The 18591-nt window shown below is 67.8% G+C and carries 32 protein-coding genes; 2 read left to right on the forward strand and 30 right to left on the reverse strand.

Features of this window, described 5'->3' with window-relative positions; genetic code table 11:
• The 5 genes from rpsD to infA form a co-directional block, all read right to left on the reverse strand.
• On the reverse strand, nucleotides 1-606 hold the full coding sequence (gene rpsD, locus LZP97_RS12060; protein ID WP_003938065.1) for a 30S ribosomal protein S4: 606 nt from the start codon (nucleotides 604-606) through the stop codon (nucleotides 1-3).
• Nucleotides 607-627: 21 nt separating this feature from the next.
• Nucleotides 628-1041, reverse strand: a complete 414-nt coding sequence (gene rpsK / locus LZP97_RS12065) for a 30S ribosomal protein S11 (RefSeq protein ID WP_003938066.1) — start codon at nucleotides 1039-1041, stop codon at nucleotides 628-630.
• The gene (gene rpsM, locus LZP97_RS12070; RefSeq protein ID WP_003938067.1) at nucleotides 1041-1409 is read right to left on the reverse strand and encodes a 30S ribosomal protein S13; all 369 of its coding nucleotides are present in this window, start codon (nucleotides 1407-1409) and stop codon (nucleotides 1041-1043) included. Before rpsM ends, rpsK begins: the two co-directional genes overlap by 1 nt.
• 244 nt (nucleotides 1410-1653) lie before the next feature.
• A complete protein-coding gene (rpmJ, locus tag LZP97_RS12075; protein ID WP_003938068.1) occupies nucleotides 1654-1767 on the reverse strand; it encodes a 50S ribosomal protein L36 in 114 nt (37 codons plus the stop codon).
• Nucleotides 1768-1858: 91 nt separating this feature from the next.
• On the reverse strand, nucleotides 1859-2080 hold the full coding sequence (infA, locus tag LZP97_RS12080) for a translation initiation factor IF-1 (protein WP_003886926.1): 222 nt from the start codon (nucleotides 2078-2080) through the stop codon (nucleotides 1859-1861).
• 171 nt (nucleotides 2081-2251) lie between these two features.
• Between infA and dtd the strand changes: the two genes are divergently transcribed.
• Entirely contained in the window at nucleotides 2252-2689 is a 438-nt protein-coding gene (dtd, locus tag LZP97_RS12085) for a D-aminoacyl-tRNA deacylase (RefSeq protein WP_048773486.1), read from the forward strand.
• 81 nt (nucleotides 2690-2770) lie between these two features.
• Here the strand turns inward: dtd and map are convergent, their stop codons facing one another.
• From map to LZP97_RS12210, 25 genes are all read right to left on the reverse strand, one after another.
• Complete coding sequence (map, locus tag LZP97_RS12090) at nucleotides 2771-3568, reverse strand: type I methionyl aminopeptidase (protein ID WP_010595597.1); 798 nt, start codon at nucleotides 3566-3568, stop codon at nucleotides 2771-2773.
• Nucleotides 3569-3586: 18 nt separating this feature from the next.
• Nucleotides 3587-4132 carry an adenylate kinase gene (locus LZP97_RS12095; RefSeq protein WP_010595598.1) on the reverse strand — a complete coding sequence of 182 codons (546 nt, stop codon included), beginning with the start codon at nucleotides 4130-4132 and terminating at the stop codon, nucleotides 3587-3589.
• A complete protein-coding gene (gene secY / locus LZP97_RS12100; RefSeq protein ID WP_010595599.1) occupies nucleotides 4129-5442 on the reverse strand; it encodes a preprotein translocase subunit SecY in 1314 nt (437 codons plus the stop codon). Before secY ends, LZP97_RS12095 begins: the two co-directional genes overlap by 4 nt.
• Before the next feature lie 247 nt (nucleotides 5443-5689).
• Nucleotides 5690-6133, reverse strand: coding sequence for a 50S ribosomal protein L15 (gene rplO / locus LZP97_RS12105; protein ID WP_003938073.1), 444 nt, complete (start codon nucleotides 6131-6133; stop codon nucleotides 5690-5692).
• The gene (rpmD, locus tag LZP97_RS12110; protein ID WP_006947165.1) at nucleotides 6130-6330 is read right to left on the reverse strand and encodes a 50S ribosomal protein L30; all 201 of its coding nucleotides are present in this window, start codon (nucleotides 6328-6330) and stop codon (nucleotides 6130-6132) included. The genes rplO and rpmD overlap by 4 nt, the downstream gene beginning before the upstream one ends.
• Entirely contained in the window at nucleotides 6330-6980 is a 651-nt protein-coding gene (gene rpsE, locus LZP97_RS12115) for a 30S ribosomal protein S5 (protein ID WP_003938075.1), read from the reverse strand. Before rpsE ends, rpmD begins: the two co-directional genes overlap by 1 nt.
• Before the next feature lie 31 nt (nucleotides 6981-7011).
• A complete protein-coding gene (gene rplR, locus LZP97_RS12120) occupies nucleotides 7012-7419 on the reverse strand; it encodes a 50S ribosomal protein L18 (protein WP_010595600.1) in 408 nt (135 codons plus the stop codon).
• Nucleotides 7420-7421: 2 nt separating this feature from the next.
• On the reverse strand, nucleotides 7422-7961 hold the full coding sequence (gene rplF / locus LZP97_RS12125) for a 50S ribosomal protein L6 (protein WP_040272340.1): 540 nt from the start codon (nucleotides 7959-7961) through the stop codon (nucleotides 7422-7424).
• A gap of 14 nt (nucleotides 7962-7975) precedes the next feature.
• A complete protein-coding gene (rpsH, locus tag LZP97_RS12130) occupies nucleotides 7976-8374 on the reverse strand; it encodes a 30S ribosomal protein S8 (RefSeq protein ID WP_017681442.1) in 399 nt (132 codons plus the stop codon).
• 184 nt (nucleotides 8375-8558) lie between these two features.
• On the reverse strand, nucleotides 8559-8744 hold the full coding sequence (locus LZP97_RS12135) for a type Z 30S ribosomal protein S14 (RefSeq protein WP_003938079.1): 186 nt from the start codon (nucleotides 8742-8744) through the stop codon (nucleotides 8559-8561).
• Nucleotides 8745-8748: 4 nt separating this feature from the next.
• Nucleotides 8749-9315 carry a 50S ribosomal protein L5 gene (rplE, locus tag LZP97_RS12140; RefSeq protein WP_003938080.1) on the reverse strand — a complete coding sequence of 189 codons (567 nt, stop codon included), beginning with the start codon at nucleotides 9313-9315 and terminating at the stop codon, nucleotides 8749-8751.
• Between the two features lies 1 nt (nucleotide 9316).
• Nucleotides 9317-9634 (reverse strand): 50S ribosomal protein L24, encoded by a 318-nt coding sequence (gene rplX / locus LZP97_RS12145; RefSeq protein ID WP_010595602.1) that lies wholly within the window; start codon nucleotides 9632-9634, stop codon nucleotides 9317-9319.
• Nucleotides 9634-10002, reverse strand: coding sequence for a 50S ribosomal protein L14 (gene rplN / locus LZP97_RS12150; protein ID WP_003938082.1), 369 nt, complete (start codon nucleotides 10000-10002; stop codon nucleotides 9634-9636). The genes rplX and rplN overlap by 1 nt, the downstream gene beginning before the upstream one ends.
• 297 nt (nucleotides 10003-10299) lie before the next feature.
• Nucleotides 10300-10584, reverse strand: a complete 285-nt coding sequence (gene rpsQ / locus LZP97_RS12155) for a 30S ribosomal protein S17 (RefSeq protein ID WP_026137932.1) — start codon at nucleotides 10582-10584, stop codon at nucleotides 10300-10302.
• Nucleotides 10581-10817 (reverse strand): 50S ribosomal protein L29, encoded by a 237-nt coding sequence (gene rpmC / locus LZP97_RS12160; RefSeq protein WP_003938084.1) that lies wholly within the window; start codon nucleotides 10815-10817, stop codon nucleotides 10581-10583. Before rpmC ends, rpsQ begins: the two co-directional genes overlap by 4 nt.
• Nucleotides 10817-11233 (reverse strand): 50S ribosomal protein L16, encoded by a 417-nt coding sequence (gene rplP, locus LZP97_RS12165; protein ID WP_006947154.1) that lies wholly within the window; start codon nucleotides 11231-11233, stop codon nucleotides 10817-10819. Before rplP ends, rpmC begins: the two co-directional genes overlap by 1 nt.
• A gap of 3 nt (nucleotides 11234-11236) precedes the next feature.
• A complete protein-coding gene (gene rpsC, locus LZP97_RS12170; RefSeq protein ID WP_003938086.1) occupies nucleotides 11237-12034 on the reverse strand; it encodes a 30S ribosomal protein S3 in 798 nt (265 codons plus the stop codon).
• Nucleotides 12034-12432 (reverse strand): 50S ribosomal protein L22, encoded by a 399-nt coding sequence (gene rplV / locus LZP97_RS12175; RefSeq protein ID WP_026137933.1) that lies wholly within the window; start codon nucleotides 12430-12432, stop codon nucleotides 12034-12036. The genes rpsC and rplV overlap by 1 nt, the downstream gene beginning before the upstream one ends.
• Complete coding sequence (rpsS, locus tag LZP97_RS12180; RefSeq protein WP_003938088.1) at nucleotides 12429-12710, reverse strand: 30S ribosomal protein S19; 282 nt, start codon at nucleotides 12708-12710, stop codon at nucleotides 12429-12431. The genes rplV and rpsS overlap by 4 nt, the downstream gene beginning before the upstream one ends.
• Nucleotides 12711-12729: 19 nt before the next feature.
• Nucleotides 12730-13563 (reverse strand): 50S ribosomal protein L2, encoded by an 834-nt coding sequence (gene rplB, locus LZP97_RS12185; RefSeq protein ID WP_003938089.1) that lies wholly within the window; start codon nucleotides 13561-13563, stop codon nucleotides 12730-12732.
• Nucleotides 13564-13600: 37 nt separating this feature from the next.
• Entirely contained in the window at nucleotides 13601-13906 is a 306-nt protein-coding gene (gene rplW, locus LZP97_RS12190) for a 50S ribosomal protein L23 (protein WP_003938090.1), read from the reverse strand.
• Entirely contained in the window at nucleotides 13903-14586 is a 684-nt protein-coding gene (gene rplD, locus LZP97_RS12195; protein ID WP_003938091.1) for a 50S ribosomal protein L4, read from the reverse strand. Before rplD ends, rplW begins: the two co-directional genes overlap by 4 nt.
• Nucleotides 14583-15236, reverse strand: coding sequence for a 50S ribosomal protein L3 (gene rplC / locus LZP97_RS12200; protein ID WP_003938092.1), 654 nt, complete (start codon nucleotides 15234-15236; stop codon nucleotides 14583-14585). The genes rplD and rplC overlap by 4 nt, the downstream gene beginning before the upstream one ends.
• Nucleotides 15237-15281: 45 nt before the next feature.
• Nucleotides 15282-15587: a 30S ribosomal protein S10 gene (gene rpsJ, locus LZP97_RS12205; protein ID WP_003938093.1), complete on the reverse strand. Its 306-nt coding sequence runs from the start codon at nucleotides 15585-15587 to the stop codon at nucleotides 15282-15284.
• A 435-nt stretch (nucleotides 15588-16022) separates the two neighbouring features.
• On the reverse strand, nucleotides 16023-17687 hold the full coding sequence (locus tag LZP97_RS12210; protein WP_040272334.1) for an amidase: 1665 nt from the start codon (nucleotides 17685-17687) through the stop codon (nucleotides 16023-16025).
• Between the two features lie 142 nt (nucleotides 17688-17829).
• Here LZP97_RS12210 and LZP97_RS12215 point away from each other — a divergent pair, with 142 nt between their 5' ends.
• Complete coding sequence (locus LZP97_RS12215; RefSeq protein ID WP_026137935.1) at nucleotides 17830-18525, forward strand: GntR family transcriptional regulator; 696 nt, start codon at nucleotides 17830-17832, stop codon at nucleotides 18523-18525.
• The last annotated feature ends 66 nt before the right edge of the window (nucleotides 18526-18591 follow it).

Raw genomic sequence — 18591 nt, forward strand, 5'->3', positions numbered from 1 at the left:
TTACTTCGAGTAGTACTCGACGATCAGCTGTTCCTGCAGCGGGATGTCGATCTGCGCGCGCTCGGGGAGCTGGTGGACCAGCACCCGCAGACGCGGGCCGACGACCTGCAGCCAACCCGGGATCGGACGATCGCCCTGGGTCTCACGGGCCACCTGGAAGGGCAGCGTGCCCAGCGACTTCTCGCGGACGTCGATGATGTCGTACTGCGAGACGCGGTAGCTGGGGATGTCGACCTTCTTGCCGTTCACCAGGAAGTGACCGTGGCTCACCAGCTGGCGGGCCTGACGGCGGGTCCGGGCGAGACCGGCACGGTAGACGACGTTGTCCAGACGCGACTCGAGGATGGTCAGCAGGACCTCGCCGGTCTTGCCGGGCCGGCCGGCGGCCTCCTCGTAGTAGCGACGGAACTGCTTCTCCATCACGCCGTAGGAGAAGCGGGCCTTCTGCTTCTCCTGCAGCTGGAGCAGGTATTCGCTCTCCTTGATCCGCGCGCGGCCGTGCTGGCCGGGCGGGTAGGGGCGACGCTCGAACGCCTGGTCGCCTCCGACGAGGTCGACACGCAGACGACGCGACTTACGGGTAACGGGACCGGTATAGCGAGCCATGATTCAAACCTTCCTTTCCCGTTAGACGCGACGCCGCTTGGGCGGACGGCAGCCGTTGTGCGGCTGGGGGGTGACGTCGGAGATGGTGCCGACCTCGAGGCCCGCGGCCTGGAGGGAACGGATCGCCGTCTCGCGGCCCGAGCCCGGGCCCTTCACGAAGACGTCGACCTTCTTGACACCGTGCTCCTGCGCCTTGCGGGCAGCGTTCTCGGCGGCGAGCTGCGCGGCGAACGGGGTCGACTTGCGCGAACCCTTGAAGCCGACGTGGCCGGAGGACGCCCAGGAGATGACGTTGCCGTTCGGGTCCGTGATGGACACGATCGTGTTGTTGAAGGTGCTCTTGATGTGAGCGGCACCGTGCGGGACGTTCTTCTTGTCCCTGCGGCGCGCCTTCTGGGTCTTCTTGGGACCGGTGCTGCGTGACTTGGGAGGCATTACTTCTTCTTTCCTGCGACGGTGCGCTTCGGACCCTTACGGGTGCGGGCGTTGGTCTTGGTGCGCTGTCCACGCACGGGCAGACCACGACGGTGTCGCAGGCCCTGGTAGCAGCCGATCTCGATCTTGCGACGGATGTCCGCCTGGACCTCGCGGCGGAGGTCACCCTCGACCTTGTAGGTCTCCTCGATGAACTCGCGCAGCTTGGCGAGATCCTCGTCGGAGAGGTCCTTGCTGCGCAGATCCGGGCTCACGCCGGTGGCCTCGAGGATCTCCTTCGAGCGGGTACGGCCGATGCCGTAGATGTAGGTCAGTGCGATCTCCATCCGCTTTTCGCGGGGAAGATCGACACCTGCGAGACGTGCCATGTGGCATTCCTATTCGGTGTGCGGAGGTCTGCTCCCAGCCCGTCCCCTGCGTCGTGAAACTGTGTGGTCCCGCGGCCCGGCCGAAGCCGGAACGCCGGTAGTCCGAAACACAGTGGGGCCCCGGCCTCCGAACCGGGGGTGTATCGCGCGGCTCCCCGACGAATCGGGAATCGTGACCGAACGACTGGTACTGGAAGGTCTTCTCTAGCTTGTTGCCAAGCCGATCCTTCGAAGAGCGGGTGGTCTAGCCCTGGCGCTGCTTGTGGCGCAGGTTCTCGCAGATCACCATGACCCGGCCGTTACGCCGGATCACCTTGCACTTCTCGCAGATCTTCTTGACGCTCGGCTGAACCTTCACGGTGCGTCTGATCTCCTGTGTGTACGCCTGCGGCAGAGCACGAGGCATGCTGCAGACATGGTTCTCCCCGACCGTGCGGCCGGGGAAGCTCTTACTTGTAGCGGTAGACGATGCGCCCACGCGACAGGTCGTAGGGCGAGAGCTCTACGACAACCCGGTCCTCGGGCAGGATGCGAATGTAGTGCTGACGCATCTTGCCGCTGATGTGAGCCAGGACCTTGTGACCGTTCTCGAGCTCAATGCGAAACATCGCATTGGGCAGCGGCTCGATCACGCGACCCTCGACCTCGATGGCTCCGTCTTTCTTGGCCATATCCTCCGCGATCCGTGTTGTTCGGCGTGTGGTTGCATCGGTGTCCGTTACCGTGACGCTCGGCGTGACCGGACTGCGGACACCCGCAGACCGGCGCGCAGGGCGCACCATCGATCTATGTTACGGGAACTTTCCCACCAGGGCCAAATGCCGACATACAGGAGGACAACCGTGCGGGCGTTGGTTCAGCGGGTGACGGGTGCCGCGGTCGCGGTCGACGGCCGCGAGGTCGCCCGGATCTCACCCCCGGTCGGCGGCCACGGGCTGCTCGTGCTCGTCGGGGTGACCCACGACGACGACGCGGCCAAGGCCGCGACGCTGGCCCGGAAGGTGTGGAGGATGCGGATCCTCGAGGACGAGAAGTCGGCGTCCGATCTGGCGGCCCCGATCCTCGTGGTCAGCCAGTTCACGCTCATGGCCGACACGCGCAAGAGCCGGCGGCCGTCGTGGTCGGCGGCCGCGCCCCGCGCCGTCGCCGAACCGCTGGTGGACGAGTTCGCGGCGGCTCTGCGGGAGCTGGGCGCCGACGTGCAGACCGGAGTCTTCGGGGAGCACATGGAGGTGAGCCTCGTGAACGACGGTCCGGTCACCCTCCTGGTCGAGGTGTGAACCGGAGTCGGCGGCCCGGGCGACGATCCCGTTCGGCTCCTCGGGCAGCGAGCGGTGCATTCGCTCGCCGCCACCGCCGCGCTACTCCGGGCGCGGGGTGAGGATGCGGGGGCCGTCCTCGGTCACCGCGACGGTGTGCTCCCAGTGCGCGGCGCGGCTGCCGTCGGTCGTGACGACGGTCCACTTGTCGTCGAGCACCTCGGTCTCGTAGGTGCCGAGCGTCAGCATCGGTTCGATGGCGAGCACCGATCCCACCACGAGGCGGGGGCCCTTCCCGGGCTCGCCCTCGTTCGGCAGGAACGGGTCCATGTGCATTTCGCGGCCGATGGCGTGCCCGCCGTATCCGTCGACGATGCCGTAGTGCCGGCCGTGTACCCGCTCCGCCTCGCGGGTGCCGGTCTCGATGGCGTGCGAGACGTCGGTGAGCCGGTTGTCCGGCAGCATCGCCGCGATGCCCGCCTCCATCGACAGCCGTGTCGCATCGCTGAGATCGACGTCGGCGGCGGCGAGTTCCCCGACGCCGAAGGTCCACGCCGAGTCGCCGTGCCAGCCGTCGAGGATCGCGCCGCAGTCGATCGACACGAGATCGCCCTCGGCGAGGATCTCCGTCGCCGAGGGGATTCCGTGCACCACGCGGTCGTTCACCGACGAGCAGATCGAGCCGGTGAACCCGTGATAGCCCAGGAAGGAGGGGACGGCCCCCGCGTCACGGATGACCGCCTCCGCCACCTGGTCCAGTTCCAGGGTGCTCACGCCCGGCTTCGCCGCCTTGCGCACCGCCACGAGTGCGGCGCCGACGACAGCGCCCGCCGCCGCCATCGCATCCAGTTCACCGGCGGTGCGGAACGGAACCACCTTGCGCTTGCGCCCGAAACCCATTGTCTTGCTCCTGCGTCCTTACTTGCCGAGAGCCGCGAGGGCGCGGGCGTTGATCTCGTCGACCTCGCCGACGGCATCGACCGTGACGAGCACATCGGCGTAGTAGTCGAGCAGCGGCGCCGTCTCCTCGCGGTACACCCGGAGCCGGTTGCGGATGACGTCCTCGGTGTCGTCGGCGCGGCCGCGGGCGAGCATCCGCTCGACCACGACGTCCTCGTCGATGTCGAAGGAGAGGACGCCGTCGAGCTTCGTGTCCAGGTCCTTCAGGATGGACTCGAGTTCGCGGGCCTGCTCCACGCTGCGGGGGAAACCGTCGAGCAGGAAGCCGTCGGCGGCGTCGGGCTCGGCGAGACGGGCGCGCACCATGTTGTTGGTGATCTCGGCGGGTACGAGCTCGCCGGCGTCGATGTACTTCTTGGCTTCGACACCGAGCGGGGTGCCCTGCCCGATGTTGGCCCGGAACAGATCCCCGGTGGAGATCGCGGGGACGCCGAGCTTCTCCGACAGGATGGCGGCCTGCGTGCCCTTGCCGGCACCGGGCGGACCGAGGAGTACAAGTCTCACTTGAGGAACCCTTCGTAGTTGCGCTGCATGAGTTGACTTTCGATCTGCTTGACAGTGTCCAGCGCGACACTGACGAGAATGAGCACCGCGGCGCCACCGAAGATGCTGGTGGCGGTCTGGCTGCCGGAGAGGAAGAAGTTGGGCAGCGTCGCGATGAGACCCAGGTACAGCGAACCTGGCACCGTGATGCGGTTGAGGACGTAGCTGAGGTACTCGGCGGTGGGGCGTCCCGGCCGGATACCCGGGATGAAGCCGCCGTACTTCTTCATCTCGTCGGCCCGTTCCTCCGGATTGAAGGTGATGGCGACGTAGAAGAAGACGAAGAAGACGATCAGCCCGAAGTAGATCGCGATGTAGACCGGGTTGTTCGGATTCACCAGGTACTCGTTGATGATCCGCTGCCACCAGCTCGGGTCGGTGGCCGAGGTGGCCCCGGTCAGCTGCGCGATGAGGTTCGGCAGGTACAGCAGCGACGACGCGAAGATCACCGGGATGATGCCGGCCTGGTTCACCTTCAACGGCAGGTACGTCGAGGACCCGCCGTACATGCGCCGGCCCACCATCCGCTTGGCGTACTGCACCGGGATCCGGCGCTGGCCCTGCTCGACGAACACCACGCCGGTGATGACGACCAGCGCGACGACGAGCACGATCGTGAAGACCAGCCCGCCGCGGGATTCGAGAATGGTGCGACCCTCGGACGGCAGCCGCGAGGCGATGCCGGCGAAGATCAGGATCGACATGCCGTTGCCGACGCCGCGCTCGGTGATGAGCTCACCGAACCACATGACGAGGGCCGCGCCGGCCGTCATGACCAGCACGATCACGACCATGCCGAAGATGCTGTCGTCGGCCAGGATCGGTTCGGAACAGCCCTGCAACAGCTGACCGCGGGCCGCGAGGGCGACGATGCCGGTGGACTGCAGCACGGCGAGCGCCACCGCGAGGTACCGCGTGTACTGCGTCATCTTGGCCTGCCCCGACTGGCCTTCCTTGCGCAACTCCTCGAAGCGCGGAATGACCACCGTCAGCAGCTGGACGATGATGCTCGCGGTGATGAACGGCATGATGCCGATCGCGAACACCGACAGCTGCAGCAGGGCGCCACCGGAGAACAGGTTGATCAGCGAGTAGATCCCGGCGGAGTCCCCGCCGCTGAGCTGATCGATGCAGGCACGCACGTTGCCGTAGTCGACGCCCGGAGACGGCAGCGTCGCGCCGAGGCGGTACAGGGCCACCAACCCGAGCGCGACGAGGATCTTCCGCCTCAGGTCCGGGGTCCTGAGGGCCGAGACGAAGGCGGAAAGCAAAGATCCTCCTGGCAGGGCGAAACGGGAGACTGTGGATCGACGCGCGGGGTCCGACGGTCGACAACTCTTGAACTCTAGCAGCGCGCCCGGAACCGGTGCCGTGGCGCCGGGTCGGGGCCGGCCGTCCACGCGGCAGCCGGATGCCACTGCGCGGTGTCCGGCAGGGCGGGAACGCCGAACGGCCGCACTGCAGCACGTGCTGCAGTGCGGCCGTTCGTGTGCTGTGCGTCACGCACGAGCGAACCGGTCAGGCCAGTTCGGTCGCGGTGCCGCCGGCAGCGGTGATCTTCTCCTTGGCGGAGCCGGAGAACTTGTTCGCGGTCACCTGCACGGCCACCGTGAGCTCGCCCTCGCCGAGGACCTTCACGAGCTGGTTCTTGCGAACCGCGCCCTTGGCGACGAGCTCGTCGACGCCGACCTGTCCCCCCTCGGGGAAGAGACGGGCGATGTCGCCGACGTTGACGACCTGGTACTCGGTGCGGAAGGCGTTCTTGAAGCCCTTGAGCTTCGGCAGCCGCATGTGCAGCGGCATCTGGCCACCCTCGAAGGCCGCCGAGACGTTCTTGCGCGCCTTGGTGCCCTTCGTACCGCGACCGGCGGTCTTGCCCTTCGAACCCTCACCGCGACCGACGCGGGTCTTGTCCGTCTTCGCGCCCGGAGCCGGGCGGAGGTGGTGCAGCTTGATTGTCACTTGGAGGCCTCCTCAGCAGTGACTTCCTCGACAACGACGAGGTGACGCACCACGTTGATCAAGCCGCGGTTCTGCGCGTTGTCCTCGCGGACCACGGACTGGCGGATCTTCCGCAGACCGAGGGTGCGCAGGCTGTCGCGCTGGTTCGACTTGGCGCCGATGGTGCTCTTGACCTGAGTGATCTTCAGCTCTGCCATTACTTCACGCTCCCAGCGGCCTGTGCCCGGGCGCGCAGCATGCCCGCAGGTGCGACGTCCTCGAGGGCCAGACCGCGGCGAGCCGCGACTTCCTCGGGGCGCTGCAGCTGCTTGAGGGCGGCCACGGTGGCGTGCACGACGTTGATGGCGTTGTCGCTGCCGAGCGACTTCGACAGGATGTCGTGGATGCCCGCGCATTCGAGCACGGCACGCACCGCACCACCGGCGATCACACCGGTACCCGGCGAGGCGGGGCGCAGCATGACGACGCCGGCCGCGGCCTCACCCTGCACCGGGTGCGTGATCGTGGAGCCGATGAGCGGGACGCGGAAGAAGCCCTTGCGAGCCTCCTCGACACCCTTCTGGATGGCCGCGGGAACTTCCTTGGCCTTGCCGTAGCCGACGCCGACCAGGCCGTTGCCGTCGCCCACGATCACCAGTGCGGTGAAGCTGAAGCGACGGCCGCCCTTGACGACCTTCGACACACGGTTGATCGAGACGACACGCTCGATGTAGTTCGACTTCTCGGCGGCACCGCCGCCGCGCGAGTCGCGATCGCGGCGGTCGCGACCACCACGCTGGTCCCCGGTGTTGGGGCCATTCTGTCCGGCGGGGCCGTTGCCGCCGTCACGCCGCTGACGTCCCGGCATCAGGCGTTCCTTCCGTTCGAAGAGATGGTCATCAGAACTTCAACCCGCTTTCGCGAGCCGCGTCTGCGAGGGCCGCGATCCGGCCGCTGTAGGTGTGGCCGCCACGGTCGAAGACCACAGCCTCCACGCCGGCGGCCTTGGCGCGCTCGGCGAGCAGCTGGCCGACCTTGGCGCCGCGCGCCTTCTTGTCGCCCTCGAGCGCACGCACGTCCGGCTCGACGGTCGAGGCCGCCGCCAGCGTGGTGCCCGTCAGGTCGTCGACCAGCTGGGCGTGAATGTGGCGCGAGGACCGGTTCACGACGAGACGGGGACGCTCGGCGGTGCCGGCGACCTTCTTGCGCAGACGGAAGTGCCGACGCTGCTTCGACAGCCGACGCCGGGTGGACGCGTCCTTGCCGAGCGGAATCCGCTTGGCCTTCTGGTTCTCGGTCTGGCTCATGATCACTTACCCGTCTTTCCGACCTTGCGGCGCACCTGCTCGCCCTCGTAGCGGATGCCCTTGCCCTTGTACGGGTCGGACTTGCGCAGCCGGCGAATGTTGGCCGCGATCTGGCCGACCTTCTGCTTGTCGATGCCCGAGATCGAGAACTTCGTCGGCGACTCGACCGCGAACGTGATGCCCTCGGGCGCCTCGATCGGGACCGGGTGGCTGTAGCCGAGCGAGAACTCGAGGTCCTTGCCCTTGAGCGCGACGCGGTAGCCGACGCCGTGGATCTCCATCTTCGTGGTGTACCCGTCGGTGACACCCACGATGAGGTTCTGCACGAGCGTGCGCGACAGACCGTGCAGCGCGCGGCTGCGACGCTCGTCGTTCGGACGGCTCACGTTGAGCGCGCCGTCCTCACCCTTGGCGATGGTGATCGGCTCGGCGATGGTCAGCGAGAGGTTGCCCTTGGGGCCCTTCACTGCGACGTCCTGGCCGTCGATGGTCACCTCGACGCCCGAGGGGACGGTGACCGGAAGCTTTCCAATACGCGACATTGTGGTGGCCTCCCTTACCAGACGTAGGCGAGGACTTCCCCGCCCACTCCCTGCTTGGCCGCCTGGCGATCGGTGAGCAGGCCGGAGGACGTGGAGATGATCGCCACGCCGAGGCCGCCCAGGACCTTGGGCAGGTTGGTGGATTTCGCGTACACGCGCAGGCCGGGCTTCGACACGCGGCGCACACCGGCGAGGCTGCGCTCACGGGACGGGCCGTACTTGAGGTCGACGACGAGGGTCTTGCCCACCTCGGCATCCTCGGTGCGGAAGTCGGCGATGTAGCCCTCACGCTTGAGGATCTCGGCGATGTTCGCCTTGATCTTCGAGTGGGGAAGCTTCACCTCGTCGTGGTACGCCGTGTTGGCGTTACGCAGACGCGTCAAGAAGTCTGCGATCGGGTCGGTCATGGTCATGGCTGACCTGTTCACCTTTCTCGTTGCGGTTCCCATGCAACACCGGCAGCGGCGACGAACGTGTCGCCGGCGCGGACCGGCCGTGGGCCTACGACGAACTTGGTTTCATGCGGACCGGACACGGTTGCGACCGGCCCCTGACAGGAGTGACGGTGGACGACCGTGCGGTCGCCCACCGTTCACGTCACCAGGAGCTCTTGTGAACTCCCGGAAGCTGACCGCGGTGTGCCATGTCACGCAGGCAGATGCGGCAGAGTCCGAACTTGCGGAAGACCGAGTGGGGGCGCCCGCAGCGCTGGCAGCGGGTGTAGGCGCGCACCGCGAACTTCGGCTTCTTGTTGGCCTTGTTGACCAGTGCCTTCTTAGCCATGGGCTCAGTTCTCCTTGAACGGGAAGCCGAGGTGCTTGAGCAGGGCACGGCCTTCTTCGTTGTTGGTGGCGGTCGTGACGACGGTGATGTCCATGCCGCGCGGACGGTCGATCTTGTCCACGTCGATCTCGTGGAACATCGACTGCTCGTTCAGGCCGAACGTGTAGTTGCCGTTGCCGTCGAACTGGTTGCCGTTGAGGCCGCGGAAGTCCCGGATACGGGGCAGCGCGATGGAGACCAGGCGGTCCAGGAACTCCCACATGCGGTCGCCGCGCAGCGTGACGCGCGCGCCGATCGGCATGCCCTCACGCAGCTTGAACTGGGCGATCGACTTGCGGGCCTTGCGGATCTCCGGCTTCTGACCGGTGATCAGAGCGAGGTCGGCGACGGCGCCGTTGATCAGCTTCGCGTCGCGGGCGGCGTCACCGACACCCATGTTGACGACGACCTTCACGACGCCGGGGATCTGCATGACGTTCGCGTAGTCGAACTCCGCGTTCAGCGCGTCGCGGATCTCCTCGCGGTACCGGGTCTTCAGACGCGGTGTGGTCTTGTTCTCGGTGGTGGTCATGTCAGATGTCCTTCCCGTTCTTCCGGGAAATCCGAACGCGCTTGCCGGTTTCCTCGTCGGACCGGTAGCCCACGCGGGTGGGGTTGCCGTCCGAGTCGATGACAGCGACGTTGGAAACGTGGATCGGGGCCTCCTGCGTCACGATGCCCCCGGAGGAGGCGCCGCGCTCGTTGGCCGAGACCGCCGTGTGCTTCTTGATCCGGTTCACGCCCTCGACGAGGACCCGGTTCTCCTTCGGGTAGGCCGCGATGACCTTGCCCTTGGCACCCTTGTCCTTGCCCGAGATGACGAGCACGGTGTCGCCCTTGTGCACCTTCATCACAGCACCTCCGGAGCGAGCGAGACGATCTTCATGAACCGCTTGTCGCGCAGCTCGCGGCCGACGGGGCCGAAGATGCGGGTGCCGCGCGGGTCGTTGTCACCCTTGATGATGACGGCGGCGTTCTCGTCGAACTTGATGTACGAGCCGTCCGGCCGGCGGCGCTCCTTGGCGGTGCGCACGATCACGGCCTTGACGACGTCACCGCGCTTGACGTTGCCACCGGGGATCGCGTCCTTCACGGTGGCGACGATGATGTCACCGATACCGGCGTAGCGACGGGACGAGCCACCGAGAACGCGGATGCAGAGGATCTCCTTGGCACCCGTGTTGTCGGCGACGCGCAGTCGCGACTCCTGCTGGATCACTTACTTCTCCTTGACCTGGATTGGTGTGTGCGTCAGATTTCCGACCTGGACGCACGCGGTCGTCGGTCGCCCACGGCGCACGCGCGCAAGACACACGGGTCCCGTGAGGCAACCCGTCCAGGGTAGGCGATATACCTCATGCAGGGCAAATCCGCGAACCGTGAGGTCGCGCCCTACCCCGGACCCGGGCGTGTCGTTCCCGGGATCGTCCCGGAACGACCGACGGCACCCGCACCGGCGCACGAGGCGAACGGTGTGGGTGCCGTACTCGATCGTCGTCGACGATGCGAGGAGGACCTACTTGGCCTTCTCGAGCACCTCGACCAGACGCCACCGCTTGGTCGCGGACAGCGGACGGGTCTCCATCAGCTGCACGCGGTCGCCGATGCCGGCCACGCCGTTCTCGTCGTGCGCCTTCACCTTGGTGGTACGGCGGATGATCTTGCCGTACAGCGGGTGCTTCACCCGGTCCTCGAGCTCGACCACGATCGTCTTCTCCATCTTGTCGGAGACGACGTAGCCGATGCGGACCTTGCGGCTGGCGCGCTCTTCCTTCTGGGTCACTGCCTTTTCCTCACTCATGCCGCGTCACCCGCATCCGGGCCGGAGGCCAGGCCGAGCTCGCGCTCACGCAGCACCGTGTAGATGCGGGCGATCTCGTTGCGCACGACGCGCAGCCGGCGGTTGTTGTCCAGCTGGCCGGTGGCCATCTGGAAACGAAGGTTGAACAGCTCTTCCTTCGCCTCGCGGAGCTTGGTGACCAGCTCTTCCTCGGTCAGCTCGCGGAGCTCTGTGGCGGGGGTTCCGGTAGCCATCAGAACTGCTCCTCCCTCGTCACGATCCTGCACTTGCACGGGAGCTTGTGCATCGCGCGCCGGAGGGCTTCGCGGGCAATCTCCTCGTTCGGGTAGCTCATCTCGAACATCACCCGTCCGGGCTTGACGTTCGCGACCCACCACTCGGGCGAACCCTTACCGGAACCCATGCGGGTCTCGGCGGGCTTCTTGGTGAGGGGGCGATCCGGGAAGATGTTGATCCAGATCTTGCCGCCACGCTTGATGTGCCGGGTCATGGCGATACGAGCGGACTCGATCTGCCGGTTGGTGATGTAGGCCGGCTCGAGAGCCTGGATGCCGTAGTCACCGAAGGTCACCTGGGTCCCACCCTTGGCGGCACCCGAGCGGCTCGGGTGGTGCTGCTTGCGGTGCTTGACCCGCCGTGGGATCAACATGCGTCAGCCCTCCTGATTCTCGGTCGGAGCGGGTGCATCGGCGGAGGCGGCGCGGCCGGCGTCGGTGCTCGTCGCGGTGGTGCCCGAGGCACCGGAACGACGGGGACGGCTCGGACGCTCGCGACGGGGGCGGTCGGCCGGGGCGGCGGCCGCAGCGGCCAGCTCACGGCGGCCACCGACGATGTCACCCTTGTAGATCCAGACCTTCACGCCGATGCGGCCGAAGGTGGTCTTCGCCTCGTACAGGCCGTAGTCGATGTCCGCACGCAGCGTGTGCAGCGGGACGCGGCCTTCGCGGTAGAACTCCGAGCGGGACATCTCGGCGCCGCCGAGGCGGCCCGAGCACTGCACCCGGATGCCCTTGACGTTGGGCTGACGCATGGCCGACTGGATGGCCTTGCGCATCGCGCGACGGAACGCGACACGGTTCGAGAGCTGCTCGGCGACGCCCTGCGCCACCAGCTGGGCCTCGGACTCGGCGTTCTTGACCTCGAGGATGTTCAGCTGAACCTGCTTGCCGGTCAGCTTCTCGAGCTCGGCGCGGATGCGATCGGCCTCGGCGCCGCGGCGGCCGATGACGATGCCCGGACGCGCGGTGTGGATGTCCACACGCACACGGTCACGGGTGCGCTCGATCTCGACCTTGGCGATGCCGGCGCGTTCGAGGCCGGTGGCCAGGAACTTGCGGATCGCGACGTCTTCCTTCACGTACTCCGCGTACTGCTTGTCGGCGTACCAGCGCGACTTCCAGTCGGTGGTGATGCCCAGACGGAAGCCGTGCGGGTTGATCTTCTGGCCCACTACTGAGCTCCCTTCCGGCGGTTACGGTTTCCAGCAGACGCAGGCGCCTTGCTCTCGACGATCACGGTGATGTGGCTCGTCCGCTTGCGGATGCGGAATGCACGGCCCTGGGCACGCGGCTGGAACCGCTTGAGGGTCGCGCCCTCGTCGACGTACGCCGTGGCGACGACGAGCGTGCTCGGGTCGAGGTCCAGATTGTTCTGCGCGTTCGCGGCGGCGCTCGCGATCACCTTGGCGACCGGCTCGGCCGCGGACTGCGGCGCGAACTTCAGGATCGACAGAGCCTCGTCCACGGTCTTGCCCCGGACGATGTCGACGACGCGACGCGCCTTCATCGGGGTCACACGCACGTGGCGCGCAACAGCCCGAGCGCTCTTGTTTGTGGTTTCAGTGCTCATCGACGCTTGCTCTTCCGGTCGTCCTTGATGTGGCCCTTGAACGTACGGGTCGGCGCGAACTCGCCGAGCTTGTGGCCGACCATCGACTCCGAGACGAACACCGGCACGTGCTTGCGACCGTCGTGGACGGCGAACGTGTGACCGATGAAGTCGGGCAGAATGGTGGAACGGCGCGACCAGGTCTTGATGACCTGCTTGGTGCCCTTTTCGTTCTGCGTATCGACCTTCGCCAGGAGGTGGTCGTCGACGAACGGACCCTTCTTGAGGCTGCGTGGCATTCTCTAACTCCCTCCTTGACTAGCGCTTCTTGCCGGTACGGCGACGACGGACGATGAGCTTGTCGGACGCCTTGTTCTTGCGGGTGCGGCCCTCGGGCTTGCCCCACGGGCTGACCGGGTGGCGACCACCGGAGGTCTTGCCCTCACCACCGCCGTGCGGGTGGTCGACCGGGTTCATGACCACACCACGGACGGTCGGGCGCTTGCCCTTCCAGCGCATGCGGCCGGCCTTGCCCCAGTTGATGTTCGACTGCTCGGCGTTGCCGACCTCGCCGACGGTGGCGCGGCAGCGCACGTCGACGCGACGGATCTCGCCGGAGGGCATACGCAGGGTGGCGTAGGTGCCTTCCTTACCGAGCAGCTGGATGCTGGCGCCGGCGGAGCGGGCCATCTTGGCGCCGCCGCCCGGACGCAGTTCCACCGCGTGGATGGTGGTACCGGTCGGGATGTTGCGCAGCGGCAGGTTGTTGCCGGGCTTGATGTCGGCCTGCGGGCCGGACTCGACCGGAGCACCCTGCACCAGGCCCTTGGGGGCGATGATGTAGCGCTTCTCGCCGTCCACGTAGTGCAGCAGGGCGATGCGGGCGGTGCGGTTGGGGTCGTACTCGATGTGAGCGACCTTGGCCGGGATGCCGTCCTTGTCGTTGCGGCGGAAGTCGATCAGGCGGTAGGCACGCTTGTGTCCGCCACCCTTGTGCCGGGTGGTGATGCGGCCGTGCGCGTTGCGGCCACCGCGGCCGTGCAGCGGGCGAACCAGCGACTTCTCGGGCGTCGAGCGGGTGATCTCGGCGAAGTCCGAGACACTCGCGCCGCGCCGACCCGGGGTTGTCGGCTTGTACTTGCGAATTGCCATGAGTCTTCTCGTCCTCTATCTCTCGAGTCCCGGCCGCCTAGGCGACCGGCCCTCCGAAGATCTCGATGGGCTTGCTGTCGGCCGACAGGGTCACGAGCGCGCGCTTGGTGTCCTTGCGCTTGCCGTAACCGAACCGGGTCCGCTTGCGCTTGCCCTGACGGTTGGCGGTGTTGACGCTGGTCACCTTGACGCCGAAGACCTTCTCGACGGCAATCTTGATCTGCGTCTTGTTCGAGTCCGGGTGCACCAGGAAGGTGTAGGTGCCCTCCTCCATCAGCCCGTAGGACTTCTCGGAGATGACCGGAGCCAGCAGGATGTCGCGCGGATCCGCGATCGTGCTCACTTGCTCTCCTCCTTCTCTGCCTGGGCGGACTCGGCCGGCCCGTGGATGAACGCGTTGAGCGCCTCGACGCTGAACACGACGTCGTCGCTGTAGAGCACGTCGTAGGTGTTCAGCTGGTCCGGAGCGATCGCGTGCACGTTCTGCAGGTTCTGCACGCTCTTCCACGCCGCGAGATCCTCACGGCCGACGACGAGGAGCAGGTTCTTGCGATCGGTCAGCTCCGCGAGGAAGGTACGCGCGCCCTTGGTGGACGGCGCCTGCCCGGCGACGAGCTCGGTGATCACGTGGATGCGCTCGTTGCGAGCCCGGTCGGAGAGGGCGCCGCGGAGGGCGGCAGCCTTCATCTTCTTGGGCGTGCGCTGGCTGTAGTCGCGCGGCTGCGGGCCGTGGACGGTGCCACCGCCGGCGAACTGCGGCGCGCGGGTCGAGCCCTGGCGGGCGCGGCCGGTGCCCTTCTGGCGGTACGGCTTCCTGCCACCGCCGCGGACCTCGCCGCGGGTCTTGGTGGCGTGCGTGCCCTGGCGAGCCGCGGCGAGCTGCGCGACGACCACCTGGTGGAGCAGCGCGATGTTCGCGGGGGCGTCGAAGATCTCGGCGGGGAGATCGACGGTGCCGTTGGTCTGGCCGCCGGGGGCCTTGACGTCGAGCGTCAGCTTGGTTGCGGTCTCGGTGCTGGTCATGCCCGTGCACCACCCTTCACTGCGGTCTTGACGATCACGACGCCGCCCTTGCGGCCCGGGATCGCACCCTTGATCAGCAGCAGGCCGTTCTCGGCGTCCACCTTGTGGACCGAGAGGTTCTGCGTCGTGACGCGGTCGCTACCCATACGCCCGGACATGCGGGTTCCCTTGAACACGCGGCCCGGCGTGGCGCAGCCACCGATGGAGCCCGGACGACGGTGCACAGCCTGCGCACCGTGCGAGGCGCCCTGACCGGCGAAGCCGTGACGCTTCATGGTGCCGGCGAAGCCCTTGCCCTTGGAGGTGCCGGTGACGTCGACGAATGCGCCGTCCTCGAAGACCTCGGCGGTGAGCTCCTGGCCGATCTCGATGCCGTCGGTGTCGTCGACACGCAGCTCGACGATGTGGCGCCGAGGAGTGACGCCCGCCTTCGCGAACTGGCCGGCGACCGGCTTGGTGACCTTGCGCGGGTCGATCGCACCGTAGGCGAGCTGCACGGCGCTGTAGCCGTCGCGCTCCTCGGTACGGATCTGGGTGACCACGTTCGGTCCGGCCTTGACGACGGTGACCGGAACGACCCGGTTGTTCTCGTCGAAGACCTGGGTCATGCCGAGCTTGGTGCCCAGGATTCCCTTGATCTGGTTAGTCATGTGTTGTCTCCGCTGCGTCTTCTACAAGCTCGCTGGTCTCGAAAGTCACTGAATGTTGACGTCGACGCTCGCCGGGAGGTCGATGCGCATGAGCGCGTCGACGGTCTTGGGCGTCGGGTCGAGGATGTCGATCAGCCGCTTGTGAGTCCGCATCTCGAAGTGCTCGCGCGAGTCCTTGTACTTGTGCGGCGAGCGGATGACGCAGTACACGTTCTTTTCGGTGGGCAACGGCACCGGGCCGACCACGCGAGCGCCCGTACGGGTCACCGTCTCGACGATCTTGCGCGCAGATGCGTCGATCGCCTCATGGTCATAGGCCTTGAGCCTGATGCGGATCTTTTGTCCCGCCACGCTTATGTGTCCTTTTCTTGCCGCGTTTCGTAGCACCCGAGCGAATCGGGAACCACCTCGTCTGCACAGTTCCGCCCGAACGGCGACGGCGAACAGCACTCTCCACACCTCGTGACCGGGCGCACCCGATCCGCATGCCGCTGTTCATCTGTCATTGTTCTCCGGCACACGCGGTCGGGCGTGTCGCCCTACTGCTCGCTCCGCAGCGTCGAACCGATGCTCGACACCACGGACCGACCTGCCGGATGTACCCGTACGGGTACAGGGAGGTACTGCTTCCGTCTTGCATGTGGCCGCGACCAGGCCGTCAGGCTCGATCCGCGACTGTCACTCGATCTCGTTCCGAGCCGCGGAAAACCGTGACCCGGTCAAGGCAACCCGACCAGTATGCAGGACCGCCCCGGCATTCTCAACTTCGCGTCGGCAGGACGGCCGTCACAATCCTCCGGTCGACAGGGTCGCCGGCGTCCGCACCGGCGCCGCCGCCCCGAGCGTATTGGTCGGATCGGGACCCGGGCCCGGAACCGTCGGCGTGACCACCGGCAGTTCCCGCGCCGCCGGCGCGACCGTCGGCACCTCGCGCCACACCGGCAGCGCCTCCTGCAGGGCCAGCCCCACCGAGATCAACCCGGATTCCTGCCACGGCAGCGCACCCAGCTGGACGCCGAACGGCAGCCCGGTCACCGCCGAGCGGCCGACGGGGAACGAAACAGCCGGGGCGCCGGTGTAATTGGCCCACTGGACGTCGCCGGCCACCCCGGACAGCACGCTCAGACCCGCGAACGCATCGCGGGGACAGCCGTCGTCGAGCGCGCCCGGCAGGGCGATCACGTCGAGCTCGTGGTCGCGGAACATGGCGTTGTACTGGTGCTGATAACGCAGCCGGTCCTGCTCCAGCGAGAAGTAGTCGGCGACGGGCAGCGCCAGAGAGGCCACTGCGGCACTGACGAGCGGCGCGAGGTCGATGCGGTACTCGCCGATCCGGTCGGCGAACTGCCGGTGGTAGGCGCCCATCTCCGCGGTGTCACCGGCCAGGAGCGACTCCGGCGGGTGGGGCATCGACACCGGAACGAGCTCGGCACCCAGTGCGCGCGCCGTCGCGAGGAACTCGTCGAACAGCCGCCGCAGCTCCGGTGCCAACCGGTCGGTCGCGCCGTGCGGGAGGCCGATACGGACGCCCGCGAGCGGGGTCGCCCCGGCGGGCGGTGTCAGCGGGTAGCCCCCCTCGGGCACGCCGGGGCCGCCGGCCGTCACCGGGTCGTCCGTCTCCTCGCCCGCGAGGACACCGAGCAGCAGCGAGGCGTCCGCGAGGCTGTGCCCGATGGGGCCGGGATGGTCCCTGGTCCAGGTGAGCGGGATCATCCCGTGCGAGGTGACCCGCCCGTACGTCGGCTTGATCGTCGAGACGCCGCACGCGCTCGCCGGCAGCCGCAGCGAACCGCCGGTGTCGCTCCCGACGGACAAGGGGGCGAAGCGGGCCGCCACCGCGGCCGCGCTGCCGCCCGACGAGCCGCCCGGGGAGTACCGCGGGTTCCACGGGTTCGCCACCTGTGGGGTCACGACACCGATCGCGAACTCGTCGGTGTGCACGTGACCGAGCAGGACCGCCCCGGCGTCCCGCAGCCGGCGCCACACGCCGGAATCCCCGGCGGCGACGTTGTCCCGGAGCACGTTGCTCGACGCCGTGAGCGGAAGCCCGCCCACCGCGAACAGATCCTTGAGCGCGATCGGCAGCCCGCACACCGGCGAGACGGGCTCGCCCGTCGTCCGGGCGGCGGTGAGCCGGGTGGCCGCCGCGTCGGCGGCGGCATAGGCGAGGTCCGGATAGAGGTGGATCCACGCGCCGACGCCGCCGTCGTGGTCCCGGGTACGGCGCAGGTACGCATCGAGGAGTTCGCGCGGATGCAGCTGTCCGGACTGCAGCAGACTGGCCGCCTCGACCGCGCTCAACATGGCCGGATCGGTGGCCGGGACGGTCGCCGGGTCGGGAAGACGAGACACCGGCCGGGCCTCGGCACGTACGCCGGGGAGCAATCCGAGTCCGACGACGCCGCCGGCAGCGGTGCCGAGGAATCGGCGCCGAGACGTTCGGTGACTCACCGGCTCGACGTTAGTGCCGGCTTCGCATACCCGCAGGGCGAGCACACCGAGCCACCCTCCCCCACGGCGGGTGACCGGTGCGCGATAATCCGTCGGACGGAACCGACCGGTATACCGGAACGCAGGACTGTAGGGAGTGCCGATGACGTCTTCTGCCCAGTCCCGGGCGTCCGGGGGCCGGCCGCTGCGCCGCAGGCCACAGCTGTCGGACGACGTGGCGGTGCACGTCCGCAACCTCATCATGTCCGGCGGGGTCCGGCCCGGTGACTTCATCCGGCTGGACGAGACCGCCGCCGAACTCGGCGTGAGCGTCACCCCCGTGCGTGAGGCATTGCTCACACTGCGCGGCGAGGGACTCGTGGAGCTCGTTCCACACCGCGGTTACGTCGTCGCGCCGTTGAGCCGGGGCGACATCGACGACCTGTTCTGGCTGCAGGGACAGATCGCGGAGGAGCTCGCGCGCCGGGCGGCGGCGGCGATCACCCCGGAGACCGTCGCGGAACTCTCCGACCTCAACGAACGTCTCGCCGAGGCGGTGCGCGGCGGTGACGGGGCGCGGATCGAGGACCTCGAATTCGCGTTCCACCGCACCCTCAACCGCGTGACCGGCGCGCGGAAACTGTCGTGGTTCCTACTCAACGCCACCCGCTACACCCCGGTGCACTTCTATTCGTCCGACCCCGCCTGGGGCGCCGCCGCCGTCGCGTCGCACCGCCGCCTGATCGACGCGCTCGGCCGCGCGGACACCGATTCCGCAGGTGAGGAGACCCGCCGGCACTTCACCGACGGGGCCCGGCGCCTGGTCCGGCACCTCGACGAGATCGGCGTCTGGAGCTGACGCGGCCGCCGCGCGGCACTCGCAGGCCACCCGGACCGCACGGGGCGGCCGGTAACATCGCGGCGT

The organism is Rhodococcus sp. DMF-1, from assembly GCF_021441945.1.
In the GTDB taxonomy this organism is placed as follows: domain Bacteria; phylum Actinomycetota; class Actinomycetes; order Mycobacteriales; family Mycobacteriaceae; genus Rhodococcus; species Rhodococcus ruber.

What these genes read in the sequence shown, in the direction of transcription:
- rpsD (WP_003938065.1), bottom strand. Translation starts at nt 606, where the DNA reads ATGGCTCGCTATACCGGTCCCGTTACCCGTAAGTCGCGTCGTCTGCGT.
- rpsK (WP_003938066.1), bottom strand. Translation starts at nt 1,041, where the DNA reads ATGCCTCCCAAGTCACGCAGCACCGGTCCCAAGAAGACCCAGAAGGCG.
- rpsM (WP_003938067.1), bottom strand. Translation starts at nt 1,409, where the DNA reads ATGGCACGTCTCGCAGGTGTCGATCTTCCCCGCGAAAAGCGGATGGAG.
- infA (WP_003886926.1), bottom strand. Translation starts at nt 2,080, where the DNA reads ATGGCCAAGAAAGACGGAGCCATCGAGGTCGAGGGTCGCGTGATCGAG.
- map (WP_010595597.1), bottom strand. Translation starts at nt 3,568, where the DNA reads ATGGGTTTCGGGCGCAAGCGCAAGGTGGTTCCGTTCCGCACCGCCGGT.
- rpmD (WP_006947165.1), bottom strand. Translation starts at nt 6,330, where the DNA reads ATGGCAGAGCTGAAGATCACTCAGGTCAAGAGCACCATCGGCGCCAAG.
- rpsE (WP_003938075.1), bottom strand. Translation starts at nt 6,980, where the DNA reads ATGCCGGGACGTCAGCGGCGTGACGGCGGCAACGGCCCCGCCGGACAG.
- rplR (WP_010595600.1), bottom strand. Translation starts at nt 7,419, where the DNA reads ATGAGCCAGACCGAGAACCAGAAGGCCAAGCGGATTCCGCTCGGCAAG.
- rplF (WP_040272340.1), bottom strand. Translation starts at nt 7,961, where the DNA reads ATGTCGCGTATTGGAAAGCTTCCGGTCACCGTCCCCTCGGGCGTCGAG.
- rpsH (WP_017681442.1), bottom strand. Translation starts at nt 8,374, where the DNA reads ATGACCATGACCGACCCGATCGCAGACTTCTTGACGCGTCTGCGTAAC.
- LZP97_RS12135 (WP_003938079.1), bottom strand. Translation starts at nt 8,744, where the DNA reads ATGGCTAAGAAGGCACTGGTCAACAAGGCCAACAAGAAGCCGAAGTTC.
- rplE (WP_003938080.1), bottom strand. Translation starts at nt 9,315, where the DNA reads ATGACCACCACCGAGAACAAGACCACACCGCGTCTGAAGACCCGGTAC.
- rplX (WP_010595602.1), bottom strand. Translation starts at nt 9,634, where the DNA reads ATGAAGGTGCACAAGGGCGACACCGTGCTCGTCATCTCGGGCAAGGAC.
- rpsQ (WP_026137932.1), bottom strand. Translation starts at nt 10,584, where the DNA reads ATGAGTGAGGAAAAGGCAGTGACCCAGAAGGAAGAGCGCGCCAGCCGC.
- rpmC (WP_003938084.1), bottom strand. Translation starts at nt 10,817, where the DNA reads ATGGCTACCGGAACCCCCGCCACAGAGCTCCGCGAGCTGACCGAGGAA.
- rplP (WP_006947154.1), bottom strand. Translation starts at nt 11,233, where the DNA reads ATGTTGATCCCACGGCGGGTCAAGCACCGCAAGCAGCACCACCCGAGC.
- rplV (WP_026137933.1), bottom strand. Translation starts at nt 12,432, where the DNA reads ATGAGCACTGAAACCACAAACAAGAGCGCTCGGGCTGTTGCGCGCCAC.
- rpsS (WP_003938088.1), bottom strand. Translation starts at nt 12,710, where the DNA reads ATGCCACGCAGCCTCAAGAAGGGTCCGTTCGTCGACGACCACCTCCTG.
- rplB (WP_003938089.1), bottom strand. Translation starts at nt 13,563, where the DNA reads ATGGCAATTCGCAAGTACAAGCCGACAACCCCGGGTCGGCGCGGCGCG.
- rplD (WP_003938091.1), bottom strand. Translation starts at nt 14,586, where the DNA reads ATGACCAGCACCGAGACCGCAACCAAGCTGACGCTCGACGTCAAGGCC.
- rplC (WP_003938092.1), bottom strand. Translation starts at nt 15,236, where the DNA reads ATGACTAACCAGATCAAGGGAATCCTGGGCACCAAGCTCGGCATGACC.
- LZP97_RS12215 (WP_026137935.1), top strand. Translation starts at nt 17,830, where the DNA reads ATGACGTCTTCTGCCCAGTCCCGGGCGTCCGGGGGCCGGCCGCTGCGC.